Annotated in this window: 12 protein-coding genes; 9 read left to right on the top strand and 3 right to left on the bottom strand. The window is 73.7% G+C overall.

Features of this window, described 5'->3' with window-relative positions; translation table 11 throughout:
• Nucleotides 1–133 precede the first annotated feature (133 nt).
• From Q0994_RS08085 to Q0994_RS08075, 3 genes are all read left to right on the top strand, one after another.
• Nucleotides 134–757: a GntR family transcriptional regulator gene (locus Q0994_RS08085; RefSeq protein WP_299530861.1), complete on the top strand. Its 624-nt coding sequence runs from the start codon at nt 134–136 to the stop codon at nt 755–757.
• A gap of 324 nt (nt 758–1,081) precedes the next feature.
• The gene (gene aceE, locus Q0994_RS08080; protein ID WP_299530859.1) at nt 1,082–3,748 is read left to right on the top strand and encodes a pyruvate dehydrogenase (acetyl-transferring), homodimeric type; all 2,667 of its coding nucleotides are present in this window, start codon (nt 1,082–1,084) and stop codon (nt 3,746–3,748) included.
• A 190-nt stretch (nt 3,749–3,938) separates the two neighbouring features.
• Nucleotides 3,939–4,460 (top strand): DUF4240 domain-containing protein, encoded by a 522-nt coding sequence (locus Q0994_RS08075; protein ID WP_299531327.1) that lies wholly within the window; start codon nt 3,939–3,941, stop codon nt 4,458–4,460.
• A 25-nt stretch (nt 4,461–4,485) separates the two neighbouring features.
• Here Q0994_RS08075 and Q0994_RS08070 read toward each other — a convergent pair whose 3' ends face one another.
• A complete protein-coding gene (locus Q0994_RS08070) occupies nt 4,486–5,019 on the bottom strand; it encodes a GNAT family N-acetyltransferase (protein ID WP_299530856.1) in 534 nt (177 codons plus the stop codon).
• A gap of 54 nt (nt 5,020–5,073) precedes the next feature.
• Here Q0994_RS08070 and Q0994_RS08065 point away from each other — a divergent pair, with 54 nt between their 5' ends.
• On the top strand, nt 5,074–5,976 hold the full coding sequence (locus Q0994_RS08065) for a TIGR01777 family oxidoreductase (RefSeq protein WP_299530853.1): 903 nt from the start codon (nt 5,074–5,076) through the stop codon (nt 5,974–5,976).
• 239 nt (nt 5,977–6,215) lie between these two features.
• Entirely contained in the window at nt 6,216–7,535 is a 1,320-nt protein-coding gene (locus Q0994_RS08060) for an FAD-dependent oxidoreductase (RefSeq protein ID WP_299530850.1), read from the top strand.
• A 10-nt stretch (nt 7,536–7,545) separates the two neighbouring features.
• On the opposite strand, the gene Q0994_RS08055 is transcribed toward Q0994_RS08060, so the two are convergent.
• Entirely contained in the window at nt 7,546–9,120 is a 1,575-nt protein-coding gene (locus Q0994_RS08055) for a regulator (protein WP_299530848.1), read from the bottom strand.
• 340 nt (nt 9,121–9,460) lie between these two features.
• Here Q0994_RS08055 and lipB point away from each other — a divergent pair, with 340 nt between their 5' ends.
• The 4 genes from lipB (at nt 9,461) to Q0994_RS08035 (ending at nt 12,709) form a co-directional block, all read left to right on the top strand.
• On the top strand, nt 9,461–10,270 hold the full coding sequence (gene lipB / locus Q0994_RS08050; protein ID WP_299530846.1) for a lipoyl(octanoyl) transferase LipB: 810 nt from the start codon (nt 9,461–9,463) through the stop codon (nt 10,268–10,270).
• Between the two features lie 208 nt (nt 10,271–10,478).
• Complete coding sequence (lipA, locus tag Q0994_RS08045; protein WP_299530844.1) at nt 10,479–11,450, top strand: lipoyl synthase; 972 nt, start codon at nt 10,479–10,481, stop codon at nt 11,448–11,450.
• A gap of 331 nt (nt 11,451–11,781) precedes the next feature.
• A complete protein-coding gene (locus Q0994_RS08040) occupies nt 11,782–11,991 on the top strand; it encodes a hypothetical protein (protein WP_299530842.1) in 210 nt (69 codons plus the stop codon).
• A 10-nt stretch (nt 11,992–12,001) separates the two neighbouring features.
• Entirely contained in the window at nt 12,002–12,709 is a 708-nt protein-coding gene (locus Q0994_RS08035) for a DUF4191 domain-containing protein (RefSeq protein WP_299530840.1), read from the top strand.
• A gap of 300 nt (nt 12,710–13,009) precedes the next feature.
• Here the strand turns inward: Q0994_RS08035 and Q0994_RS08030 are convergent, their stop codons facing one another.
• A complete protein-coding gene (locus Q0994_RS08030) occupies nt 13,010–13,477 on the bottom strand; it encodes an RDD family protein (protein WP_299530838.1) in 468 nt (155 codons plus the stop codon).
• Nucleotides 13,478–13,653: the final 176 nt, after the last annotated feature.

The following is a 13,653-nucleotide window of genomic DNA, read 5'->3' as shown; positions in this document are numbered from 1 at the left end:
CAGCCTCACCAGCGGCGCCCCCGTCCGGAACCCTTCCGGACGGGGGCGCCGCCGTATTGTCTAGACACCACCGGTCGCCGCCACGACCGCGTTCGGTGCAGCCAGCACCGGTTGTGCCCCGAAGGAGCCCTCCATGACCCCGCCCGTCGTCCACTCGCTGCGCGAACAGATCCGCGAGCACATCGTGGACGGGATCGTCAGCGGGCGCTGGAAGCCGGGCGAGCGGATCGTGGAACGCCGGATCGCCACCGAGCTGGAGGTCAGCCAGACGCCGGTGCGCGAGGCGCTGCGCGAGCTGGAGACGCTGCGGCTGATCGAGTCGGCGCCCAACAAGGGCGTCCGGGTCCGCAATCTGACGGCCGCCGACCTGGAGGAGAGCTACCCGGTGCGGGCGGGCCTGGAGCAGATCGCCGCGGAGCTGGCGGCCCCCGCCCTCGGCGAGGACTGCTCGGCGCTCCAGCCGCACGTCACGGCCCTGTACGAGGCCGACCGGGCGGCGGACGGCGAGGCGCAGGTGCGCCACACGGTCGGATTCCACCGGGAGTTGGTGCGCGCGGCCGGCAACGCGGTGCTGCTGCACACCTGGGAGGGGCTCGGCATCGAGGTGTTCACCGCCCTGTCGATCCGCTGGCTGGGCACCGTGCAGAAGTCGTACGCCGAGGAGCACGAGGCGCTGGTCGAAGCGTTCCAGCGTCAGGACCCGCAGATCGGCGTGCTGGTGAAGGCGCACGTCCTCGGCTGCGCCCCGCGCGCCTGACGCGACCCCCGCCGGCCCGTGGCACGGGATCGGAGGCCCCCTCCCGACGGCTGCTTCCGGGTTTCCGCCGCGTTTCCCATCTGTCACGGCAGACGCTCGTATGCGCAGTGCGCGCCCGATAAGTAACGCTTTGACCCGTCACTGCGTGCCCCGTTTCGCGGCACCCCATGCCACTTTTCGCGGTTCGTAAAGATTTCCCTTTCAACCCTTTGATCGATCATCGATCAGCCGTTTACAGTTCACTCCGCGGGCCCACCGGCCCCATCGCCCTGTCCTGCCAGCCAGGGCCTTCTCCACCCCCTCCCACTCCGGAAGGCGGCGATCATGACCGACCCCGTAGGAAAGCCGAGCGAGCTCGACCAGCTCCCGGACCGCGACCCCGAGGAGACCGCCGAATGGGCGGCCTCCCTGGATGCCGTCACCAAGGCGGCGGGTCCGCACCGCGCCGCGTACCTGATGCGCCGCTCGCTCCAGCACGCCGAGGGCGCCGGCATCGCGCTGCCCAAGCTGCTGGAGAGCGACTACGTCAACACCATCCCGACCGCCGCCGAGCCCGCGTTCGACGGCGACCTGGAGATGGAATCCCGGATCACCGCCTGGAACCGCTGGAACGCGGCGGCCATGGTGACCCGCGGCGCGAAGCACGGGGTCGGCGGCCACATCGCCACCTTCGCCTCGGCGGCCTGGCTGTACGAGACCGGCTTCAACCACTTCTTCCGCGGCAAGGAGGGGGACGGCTCCGGCGACCAGCTCTACATCCAGGGCCACGCCTCCCCCGGCATCTACGCCCGCGCCTTCCTCGACGGACGGCTGAGCGAGCAGCAGCTCGACAACTTCCGCCAGGAGGCCGGTGGCAACGGCCTGCCGTCCTACCCGCACCCGCGCCGGCTGCCCTGGCTGTGGGAGTTCCCCACCGTCTCGATGGGCCTCGGCCCGCTGTCGGCGATCTACCAGGCGCGCTTCAACCGGTACCTGGCCAATCGCAGCATCAAGGACACGTCGAACTCGCACGTCTGGGCCTTCCTCGGCGACGGCGAGATGGACGAGCCCGAGTCGACCGCCGCCCTGGCCCTCGCGGCCCGTGAGCAGCTCGACAACCTGACCTTCGTCATCAACTGCAACCTGCAGCGGCTCGACGGCCCGGTCCGCGCCAACTTCCGCGTGGTGCAGGAGCTGGAGGGCGCCTTCCGCGGCGCCGGCTGGAACGTCGTCAAGACCCTCTGGGGCTCCGCCTGGGACGAGCTGTTCCAGCTCGACACCACGGGCGCGCTGGTCCGCCGGCTCCGCCAGGTGCCCGACGCCCAGTTCCAGACGTACGCCACCCGCGACGTGTCGTACATCCGCGAGCACTTCTTCGGCTCCGAGCCGGCCCTCGCGGAGATGGCCAAGCTGCTCACCGACGCGAAGATCGCCGAGTGTTTCTACACCTCGCGCGGCGGCCACGAGGCCCGCAAGGTCTACGCGGCGTACCGGGCGGCGCTGTCCCACAAGGGCGCGCCGACCGTGATCCTCGCCCAGACGGTGAAGGGCTACACCCTCGGCAAGGGCTTCGAGTCGAAGAACGCCAACCACCAGATGAAGAAGCTGTCGATCGACGAGTTCAAGGGCATGCGCGAGCTGCTCGGACTCCCGATCCCGGACAGCGCCTTCGAGGACGGCGTGGTGCCCTACGGCCACCCCGGCGCCGACTCCCCCGAGGTCCGCTACCTCCAGGAGCGCCGTGCCGCCCTCGGCGGCCCCGCCCCGGCCCGCCGGGTGCACGCGGCGGCCCTGCCGGCCCCCGAGGAGCGCGCGTTCAAGGCCCTGTACAAGGGGTCGGGCAAACAGGAGATGGCCACCACGATGGCCTTCGTCCGGCTGGTCAAGGACCTGATGCGGGACAAGGAGTCCGGCCGGCGCTGGGTTCCGATCGTCCCCGACGAGGCCCGCACCTTCGGCATGGAGTCGCTCTTCCCGTCGGCCGGCATCTACTCGCCGCTGGGCCAGACGTACGAGCCGGTCGACCGCGACCAGCTCATGTACTACAAGGAAGCCAAGGACGGCCAGATCCTCAACGAGGGGATCACCGAGGCCGGCGCCATGGCCGACTTCATCGCCGCCGCCACGTCGTACGCGACGCACGGCGAGACGATGATCCCGTTCTACATCTTCTACTCGATGTTCGGCTGGCAGCGGACCGGCGACCAGATGTGGCAGCTCGCCGACCAGCTCGGCAAGGGCTTCATCGTCGGCGCCACCGCGGGCCGCACGACGCTGACCGGTGAGGGCCTCCAGCACGCGGACGGCCACTCGCACCTGATCGCCGCCACCAACCCCGCGTCGCTCAACTACGACCCGGCGTTCGCGTACGAGATCGCGGTGATCGTCAAGGACGGTCTGCGCCGCATGTACGGCCCCGAGGCCGAGAACGTCTTCTACTACCTGACGGTCTACAACGAGCCGAAGCCCCAGCCCGCGATGCCGGACGGCGTCGAGGAGGGCATCGTCAAGGGCCTCTACCGCTTCAAGGAGGGGGCCCCGGCCTCCGCCGACGCGCCGCGCCTGCAACTGCTGGCCTCCGGCACGGCGATCCACTGGGCCCTGGAGGCCCAGGAACTGCTCAGCTCGGACTGGGGTGTCACCGCCGACGTCTGGTCCGCCACCTCGTGGGGCGAGCTGCGCCGCGACGCGCTGGAGGCCGACGCGGCCCTGCTGCGCGGCGAGGAGCGGGTGCCGTACGTGACCCAGGCGCTGTCCGGCGCCCCGGGCCCGGTCCTCGCGGTCAGCGACTGGATGCGCCAGGTCCCCGACCAGATCAGCCAGTGGGTGGAGCAGGACTGGTCCTCGCTCGGCACCGACGGGTTCGGCATCTCCGACACCCGCGACGCCGCCCGCCGCCACTTCGGCGTGGACGCCCGCTCGGTCGTCGTCGCGTCGCTGGCCCAGCTCGCCCGCCGCGGCGAGATCCCCGCCTCCGCCGTCAAGGAGGCACGGGAGCGCTACGGGCTCTGAGCCCGTACGCACCACCAGCACCCGGCCGGGCCGGGCCCGGCCATCCGTCGTGCCCGGCCCGGCCGCGTCGTACACCCGTCGACCCCACCGGACGTCCGTACGAGCCACTCGGGGGACCCGGGCCTCCAAAGGCTTCGATTCGGCCTCTCCGCATGCGCGGAGCACGTGCGGCCCCGATGCTGGATCCGTGATGGACGAGACGGCGTTCTGGGAGATCATCGACAGCACCCGCGAGGCCGCCGACGGCGACCCCGAGGAACACGCGGACCTGCTGGTGGACCGGCTGGTGCGGCTGGACCCGGACTCGGTGGTCGACTTCGCCCGCCATTTCGAGGCCCGTTACCACCGCGCCTACCGCTGGGACCTGTGGGGCGCCGCGGCGGTGCTGCTCGGCGGCGCGAGCGACGACGCCTTCGACTACTTCCGGTGCTGGCTGATCGGCCAGGGGCGCGAGGTCTTCGAGGGCGCGGTGCACGACCCGGACAGCCTGGCGGAGCTCCTCGACGACTTCGACGAGGAGCTCGACGGCGACGGCGAGGAGCTGGGGTACGCGGCGGACGAGGCGTACGAGCAGCTCACCGGCGCGCAGACGCCGGACCTCGGACTGCCGCCGCAGCCGCGCGAGCCGGAGGGCATCCCGTTCACCTTCGAGGACGACGAGGTGCTGGCCGCCCGCTTCCCGGCGCTCTGGGACCGGTTCGGGCCCGAGTAGCACGCCCCGCCGGCGGCCCCGGGAGTCAGCCGGCGGTGAGCGAGCGGCCCATCAGGACGTCGTCCACGTACCGCCCGGCCAGGTGGAACTCGCCGGGCAGCACGCCCTCGACGGCGAACCCCTCCGAGGCGTAGAGCGCCCGGGCCGGGGTGTTGTGGCCGAGCACCCGCAGGGTGACGCGGCTCGCGCCCTGCCGGCGCGCCTCGGCCAGCGCGCCCCGCAGCAGCGCACGCGCCACGCCCCTGCCCCGCGCCCACTCGGCCACCGCCAGGCCCTGTATCTGGCGCACGTGCTGGTTGCAGGGCAGCGGGGTGGGCGCGACCAGCCGGATGTACCCGGCCACGCGCGGGCCACCGGGACCGTCCGCCGGCTCCGGGTGCGTCTCGGCCACCAGGATGTCGCGGGGCGGGTGGCGTTCGTCGAAGAACGGCGGGTACGGCGGCTTCGGCGCGTCCTGCACGGAGTGGAGCGTGGACCAGGTGGCCCGGTCCAGCTCCGCCAGGGCGTCCTCGTCCGCGAGCGTGGCGGGGCGGACGGTGTGCGGGGCGAGATCGTTCATGGAGGCACTGTGCCATGCCGGGATCCGGCCCGGTCCATGGGGCAGGATGGACGGATGGAGCGCTCCCGCATCGCCGTCACCGGTTCGACCGGGCTCATCGGAACGGCCCTCGTCCGCTCGCTGCGGGCCGACGGGCACGAAGTGCGTCCGATGGTGCGCCGGCCGGCCAGAACCGTCCACGAGATCGAGTGGGACCCGCACCGCGGGTACGTCGACGTCTCCCGGCTGGCCGGCTGCGACGCCGTGGTCCATCTGGCCGGGGCCGGGGTGGGGGACCACCGCTGGACCGCCGCGTACAAGAAGGAGATCCGGGACAGCCGGGTGCTGGGCACCGCGGCGGTGGCCGAGGCGGTCGCGTCCCTGGACACCCCGCCCCGGGTGCTGGTCTCCGGCTCCGCGATCGGCTTCTACGGAGACACCGGCGACCGCGCCGTGGACGAGGACGCCCCGCCCGGCGACGGCTTCCTGCCGTCCGTCTGCGAGGAGTGGGAGGCCGCCACGGCGGCCGCCGAGGAGGCGGGCGTACGGACCGTGCACGCCCGCACCGGTCTGGTGGTCGCCTCCGGGGGCGGCGCCTGGGGGCGGCTGTTCCCGCTGTTCAAGGCCGGGCTCGGCGGACGGCTGGGCGACGGACTCCAGTACTGGAGCTTCATCGCGCTGCACGACCACGTCGCGGCGCTGCGCCATCTCCTGGACACCGAGGAGTGCACGGGCCCGGTCAACCTGACCGCGCCGGAGCCCGTCACCAACGCGGTGGTCACCGCCGCGATGGGCCGGGTGCTGCACCGCCCGACGGTGTTCACCGCCCCCGCGCCGGCGCTGCGGCTGGCGCTCGGCGAGTTCGCCTCCGACGTGCTCGGCAGCCAGCGGGTGGTGCCGCGGCGGCTGCTGGACTCGGGCTTCTCCTTCGCCTTCCCGGGGATCGAGGACGCCATCCGGGCGGCGCTGCGACGGTAGGCGCCCGGCTCGTCCGGCTCCGGGCACGCCGCTTCGTCGGGCTCCGGGTCCGGCACGGGGCGGCGGGAGACAGGGCGGGGGCGCGGGGCCGGGTGCGACCGGCGTGCACCGGTGCCCGGGGTGCGCGCGACTGCGCGGGTATCGGCCATCCTCCTAGCCTGCGTCCGAACTCCGGCATTCCGGGGGCCGGTTGAGGGCATGACCCCTCCGGCAGTCGCTGCCGACTCGGGGAGGGCGATGTGCTCAGCTCGGCGCGCCACGCGGACGTGGTCATCATCGGGGCCGGGGTCGCGGGCCTCTCAGCGGCCCACCGGCTGATCGGGGCGGGGGTGAGCTGCACCGTCCTGGAGGCCGCCGGGCACGTGGGCGGGCGGCTCGGCACCCGCACCCTGGACGGGTTCCGGCTGGACCTGCTGGGCCCGCTGCTCAGCCCGCAACCGGGCGGGGCCCCGCTCGCACCCGGGCTCGAAGCCCTGGAGCTGCGGGAGTTCGCCTCCGGGGTGCTGGTGCACTCCGGCGGGCGCCGTCACCCCGTCGGGCCCTTCAGGGGCGCACGGGGCGCGTTCAGAGCGGTACGCGCCCGGCCGGGCGCCCTTCATCCGTTCCCGGCGCACCGGGGGGCGGCCGTGGTCGGCGCGCTGGACCAGGCGCGGCTGGGGGCGGCACTGGCCCGGCTGGCCGCCACGCCGCCCGACCGGCTGTGGTCCCGTCCGGAGCGGGCGGCGGCGGAGTTGTCCGCCGCGCGGGGGCTGCCGGCCCGGACGGTAGGGGGCGTCCTGCACCCGTTGCTCACCGCGCTGTTGAGCGACCCGGAGCTGGTGTCGTCCGGCCGCTGCGCCGATCTGGTGCTGCGCGACTACGCGCGCGGTGGTCTCGCCGTGCCGGCCGGCGGAGCCGCCGCCCTGCCGGAGCTGCTCGCGGCGGCGCTGCCGGCCGGGACGGTGCGGACCGGCGTCCACGTCACCGGGGCCGGCATCAACCGGGTCGTCACCAAGGACCACGGCGAACTGGACTGCCGTTCGCTGCTCCTGGCGACCGGCGCGGGGGCCGCGGCGGAACTGCTGCCGGGGCTGCGGGTGCCGGACTTCCACCCGGTGACGGTGGTCCACCACGCGGCGCCCGCTCCCCCGCCCGGCGGGTCCTCGCTGCTGCTGGACGCGGACCGGTCGGGCCCGGTGGCGTACACGGCGGTGATGAGCGAGGTCGACCCCTCGCGTGCACCGGAAGGACGGGCGCTGGTCACCTCGACGCTCCTCGGCGCCCCGCCGCAGCACCTGGACCGCGCGGTCCGGACCCAGCTGGCATCGCTGTACGGGACGGACACCGGCGGCTGGGAGCTGCTGGCCGTCCACCACGACCGGGAGGCGGTGCCGGTGATGCGTCCGCCGCACGATCCGCGACGCCCGGTGCGCATCCTCTCCGGGCTGTACGTCTGCGGGGACCACCGGGACACCAGCACCGTCCGGGGCGCGCTGCGCTCCGGACGGCGGGCCGCCTCGTGGATCCTGCGCGACCTGGGCGTACGGGAAGCGGAGCCCTCGTACACCGGGGTGGCGTGAGGGGGCGATGTCAGCCGAGCACGGCGACGCGGTCGTGGTACCCGCGGACCGCCGCCGCGTCCCGGTACGGCTCCAGCCGGCGTTCGAAATCGCGGACGTACTCGGTGGCACGCACCGACCGCATCTCGGACGCCTGCTGGGCCGCCTCCGCGCCGAGGCGGCAGGCCTGGTCGAGCTCGCCGAGGCCGAGCCGGGCCGAGGCGAGCACCACCCGGCAGAACAGCCTGCTGCGGGCGTACGCGGGCGCGCGGAGCTGGAGCGAGCGCTCCGCGTGCTGGGCGGCGGTCCGGTACTGCTGGAGGTCCCGGTGCGCGTGGGCGAACTCGTCGGCGAGCTGCGCCTCGTCGAAGTACCGCGCCCAGTGGGGCACTTCGTCGCCGGTGCGGGCGGTCTCCAGCGCGTGCTCGGCGCGCGCCAGCGAGGTGGCGCACGCCCTCGCGTCGCCGAGCACGCCGTGGCCGCGCGCCTCCACCGCGTGCAGCAGCGCCTGCACGACCGCGGGCGCCGCGGAGCCGACGCCCTGCTGGGCGACGCGCGCCAGTTGGACGGCCTCCCGGCCGTGGCCCAGATAGACCGCCTGGCGGCTCATCGTGATCAGCACGAAGCTGCCGTAGGCCCGGTCGCCGGCGGCCTGGGCGAGCCGCAGCGCCTGGACGAAGTAGCGCTGGGCGAGCCCGTGCGCGGCGATGTCGTACGACGTCCAGCCGGCCAGCCGGGTCAGGTCGGCGGTGGCCGCGAACAGGCTCCGGCCGGTGGCCTCGCCGTAGCTCCCCCGGAGCATGGGCTCGGCCTCGTGTTCCAGGTAGCGGACCAGCGCCTGCCGGGCGTGGCCGCCGCCGTAGGCGTTGTCGAGCGAGCGGAAGAGGTCGCCGACCGAGCGGAGCGCGGCCACGTCGCCCGCGCCCACGCGCTGCCCCGTGGAGCGTTCGGTCTGCCGCTGCCGGGGCACCACGTGCGGCGGGATGCCGGGCGGGCGGGCCGCGGCGGGAGGTCCGGCGACGCCCTGCGGGATCACCGTGCGCCGGCCGGCGTTCCGGGCGGCGGGGACGGCCTCCGGGGTCTTCGGCGCCCGGTCGTCCCGGGCTCCGCCCGGCGGTGCGCCGCGCAGGGCGCCGCCGGCCGCCGCGTCGCCGCGCGCCACCCACTCGTCGGGCAGGCCGATGAGCCAGTCCCGGCTGGGCACCACCAGTCCGGCGGGGGTGAAGGCGATCTTGCGCAGCTCGGCCTGGTTGCCCGAGTCCTTGCGCCACAGGCCGCTGACGATGTCCACCGCCTCGGCGGGGGTGGCGGCGAACTCCAGCCCGGCGTAGACCGGGGCGCAGGCGTCCAGGCCGAGGTCCTGGGCGGAGAGCCGGCGGCCGAGCCTGCGGGTGAAGACCTCGGCGATCAGCGCGGGGGTGGTGCCGCGGGGCTGCTGGCCGCGCAGCCACCGGGTCACGGACGTCTTGTCGTACCGGAGGTCCAGACCGTGTTCGAGGCCGAGCTGGTCCACCCGGCGGGCGAGGCCCGCATGGGAGAACCCGGCCTCGGCGATGAGCGCGGCGAGCCGGCGGTTGGGGTTGCGCTGCGAGGGTCGTTCCGACATCAGCGGTGCGGTCTCCTGCCTCGGGGGCCGGGCGGGCAGCCCTTGACGGCCTTGTGGGACGGCGCGAATTTAGCGGCCCCGGACGCGCTCCCGGACTCCTTCGCTCCACGTTCATCCGATCGTGTGAGGATTCCGGGCAGAGCTGACGGAAGGCCGCGGGAATGCCCGTACCGTCCACCGGGGGCGCCGGCGGCGGGCCGCGCGTTCCCGCACGTCCACGACCTGGCGGGCCGCCGCCAAAGGGGCGGTCGTACAGTGGGCCGGGGTGCGGTCGGTGCGGCGCTGCGGCTCCGGGGACTCCTCCGGACGGGCCGGCCGCCGCGACCAGGGAGGCGTCACCGTGAGCGAGCTGCGTTTTGTCCGGCTGGGGTTCGGCGAGGAAGCCGTCGCGTACCAGGAGGCGTGGCAGAGGCAGCGCGAGGTGCACGCGGCCCGCTTCGAGGACACCGTCCCCGACACCTGCCTGCTGCTGGAGCACCCGCCGGTCTACACCGCGGGGCGGCGCACCGCGGACAGCGAGCGCCCGCTCGACGGCACCCCGGTCATCGACGTGGACCGCGGCGGCAAGATCACCTGGCACGGTCCGGGACAGCTCGTCGGCTACCCGATCCTCAAGCTGCCGCGCCCCGTGGACGTCGTCGCGCACGTGCGCAGGCTGGAGGAGGCGCTGATCCGCACGGCCGCCGCCTTCGGGCTGGAGACCAGCCGGGTCGAGGGCCGCAGCGGGGTGTGGGTGCTGGGCGACCCGGTCGAGGAGCGCCCGACGCTCGGCGGTCTCTCGCTCGACTTCGACCCGCGCCTCCGGGACGACGAGTTCGACGCCCGGCTGAACGGCCCCGAGTACGCCCCGTCCAACGCCGGCCAGCGCCGCGAGGACCGCAAGCTGGCGGCGATCGGCATCCGGGTCGCCAAGGGGGTCACCATGCACGGCTTCGCCCTGAACGTGAACCCGGACAACACCTGGTTCGACCGCATCGTGCCGTGCGGCATCCGGGACGCCGGGGTCACCTCGCTCAGCAACGAACTGGGCCGGGAGATCACCATCGGGGACGTGCTGCCGGTGGTCGAGAAGCACCTGCGGGACGTCCTGGAGAACGCCGTGCCCGCCCCGCGCGAGGTCCCGGCGCCGCAGCCGGCCCCCGCCCCCTGAGTGTGGACCCCGGGTTCCGGGCGCGCCCCCGGGCGGCTTCAGGGGCCCGCGGGTTGTCGGCCTCGGGAACAAGACCGGCCGGATGCGGGTTGCCGGGGCGTACAGCCGATCGAACGGCGGGCGTACCCTGGGGTTCGCCGAAGATTCGAATGCAGCCGTGGTTCGGATGCAGCCAAGCAGAGCAGCGAAAGCAAAGGGGAGTGCCGGAGTGTCCGCTGTCGCACCCGACGGGCGCAAGATGCTGCGCCTCGAGGTCCGGAACAGCCAGACCCCCATCGAGCGCAAGCCCGAGTGGATCAAAACCCGGGCGAAGATGGGCCCCGAGTACAACCAGTTGCAGAAGCTGGTGAAGAGCGAGGGGCTGCACACGGTCTGCCAGGAGGCGGGCTGCCCCAACATCTTCGAATGCTGGGAGGACCGCGAGGCCACCTTCCTCATCGGCGGTGACCAGTGCACCCGCCGCTGCGACTTCTGCCAGATCGACACGGGCAAGCCGCAGGCGCTCGACCGCGACGAGCCCCGCCGGGTCGGCGAGTCCGTCGTCACGATGGACCTCAACTACGCCACGATCACCGGGGTCGCCCGCGACGACCTGGACGACGGCGGTTCCTGGCTGTACGCCGAGACCGTCCGCCAGATCCACGCGCTGACCTCGGAGCGGGAGGCCGGCCGCACCAAGGTCGAGCTGCTGATCCCCGACTTCAACGCGGAGCCGGACCAGCTCGCCGAGGTCTTCTCCTCGCGTCCCGAGGTCCTCGCCCACAACGTGGAGACCGTGCCGCGCATCTTCAAGCGCATCCGCCCCGGCTTCCGCTACGAGCGCTCCCTCGAGGTCATCACGCGGGCCCGCGAGGCGGGACTGGTGACGAAGTCCAACCTGATCCTCGGCATGGGCGAGACCCGTGAAGAGGTCAGCGAGGCGCTCCAGGACCTGCACGACGCGGGTTGCGAGCTGATCACGATCACGCAGTACCTGCGCCCCTCGGTGCGCCACCACCCCGTCGAGCGCTGGGTGAAGCCGCAGGAGTTCGTGGAGCTGAAGGACGAGGCCGACGCGATCGGCTACTCCGGTGTGATGTCGGGCCCGCTGGTGCGGTCCTCGTACCGCGCCGGGCGGCTCTTCCAGCAGGCGACCGAGGCCCGCGAGGCCGCCGCCGCCCCGGTGTCCGCCGCGGTCTGAACGGACGCCCCCGGCCGCACGCGCGGGTTCCGGCCGGGCCCGCGCGGGCGGCCGGCCGTGTGAAACCGGGCACATCGCTGTACCGACCGGTAACCGCACGTCCGACGCGGCCCGTACGCTCCCCGCAGGTCGGGGGCCGCGTATGGGCCGCGTCGGCGTGCGGGCCCCGGCTTTCCGGGATTCATTGGTGTTTGACCGCCCGGTCACGCGCTGGTAACACCGAGCAGTGACCCTAGGTACACCGGCAGCGGCGTCGCCCGCCGCCGCCGGCACCGCTTCCCGTACGCAGTCCGCGTCCCGAGCGCGGATCCGCCCCGAGGGGAATACCGCGATGCAGGCCGCGCCCGTACGTGCCCACGCTCTTCCGTCCGTCACCCACGCGCTGCGCGCCGTGGAGTCGATCCTCCTGCGCGGGGGGCAGCAGACCGCCCGCCGCAACGCCTGGAACGCGGTCCTGGAGGACCGCCGCCGCGCCAAGGACAGGGTGGAGGCCCTGTACGTACCGGAGGCCGTGGCGGACCGTCGTTTGCAGGACACGTAAACTTCGTCGTATGGCGAGGAAGGCAAACACCGAAGGCGCGGACAGCGCCGAGAACGCGGGGCGGCTCAAGCAGATCGCCCTGACCTACAAAATGACCAAGCGGACCGATCCTAAGATCGGTCTGGTCATCGCGGCCGTGGGCATCGTCACCTTCGGTGTCCTCCTCGCGATCGGCTTCCTGGTCGGCCACCCGATCTACCTCGGCATCCTGGGCCTGTTCCTGGCGTTCCTCGCGATGGCGATCATCTTCGGACGCCGCGCGGAGGCCGCCGCCTTCGGGCAGATGGACGGCCAGCCGGGTGCGGCGGCCGCGGTGCTCGACCGGGTCGGGCGCGGCTGGACCACCACGCCCGCCGTCGCGATGAACCGCAACCAGGACGTCGTCCACCGGGCGGTCGGCAAGGCCGGCATCGTGCTGGTCGGCGAGGGCAACCCGAACCGGGTGAAGACCCTGCTGGCGGCGGAGAAGCGCCGGATGGCCCGCATCGTGCTCGACGTGCCGGTCCACGACATCATCGTGGGCGACGGCGAGGGCCAGGTGCCGCTCAAGAAGGTACGCGTCAAGATGCTCAAGCTGCCGCGCGTGCTCAGCGGCCCGCAGGTCACGGCGGCCAACGACCGGCTGCGCGCGATGGGCGACCTGATGAGCAACATGCCGCTGCCGAAGGGGCCGATGCCCAAGGGCATGCGCATGCCGCGCGGCGGGAAGATGCGCTGACCCGCACCCCGGTCCGCCGGCAGTAACGTTCATGGGCCCCGGGGCCGGGACACACCGTCCCCGCCCCGACGGCCGCCACCGACTTCCGTTCGCTGTGCACGTGTCCGCGGACATGTGCGGAGGGGCGGCCCCGACCGTGAGGTCGGGGCCGCCCCTCGTTCGTGTGCGGGTGGCGTTCGCGTGGCGGGTGGGCCGTGCGTGCGGGGGCGTTCGCGGGCGGGTGGCCGTGCGCGCGGGAGGCAGTGCGGGCCGGCCCGGCGGCGAACCGGCCCGGCGGCGGGCCGGGCGCGCCGCCCTGCGTCACATGCGGATCTGGACGGCCTTGGAGAGCCGGTCGTGGAGGCCGCGGCCGTCCCGGTCCCAGACGAGGGCGGGGATCACCACGAGCAGCAGCACGGTCCGCAGCAGCACCCGCCCCAGCCCGATGCGCCCGCCACCCTCGGCGACGACCCGCAGGCCGAGGACGCGCTTGCCGGGCGTGCAGCCGATCGTGCCCACGGTGAGCAGGCTCATCACCAGGAAGACCAGGAGCGCCCAGTTGCCCGCGGCCTGCTGGTCACCTTGAGCGATGAGCCCGTATGCGATGACCATGCACAGCGCCCAGTCGATGAAGAGCGCCCCGATGCGGCGGCCGGGACGCGCGATCGACCCCGGCCCCTCCTCGGGCAGCCCGAGGCGCTTGCCCCGGTGTCCGAAGTCGGCGCCCATCTCCTCGGCGGCCGCGCGCGGCCCGGAGAGCCACGATCCGATTGCTTGCCTGTTGTCCACCCCGACACGGTACTGCGGGCACGCCCGCGTCCGGCGGGGCGGGGCCGGGGAATGCGGGGCGGAGCACGGGGTAGGGGCTCGGGGGCGGCCTCCGACCGGCCCGTCGTGAGGTCCGCCACGCCCCCGTCCGGTTAACTTGGGCGAAACAAATGGGTCATGCTTGAGAAATCCCGCCT

It is taken from the genome of uncultured Streptomyces sp., assembly GCF_947488945.1.
Lineage (GTDB): Bacteria > Actinomycetota > Actinomycetes > Streptomycetales > Streptomycetaceae > Streptomyces.
The sequence above is the reverse complement of the archived record's forward strand: the minus strand, read 5'-3'. Positions and strand labels throughout refer to the sequence as shown.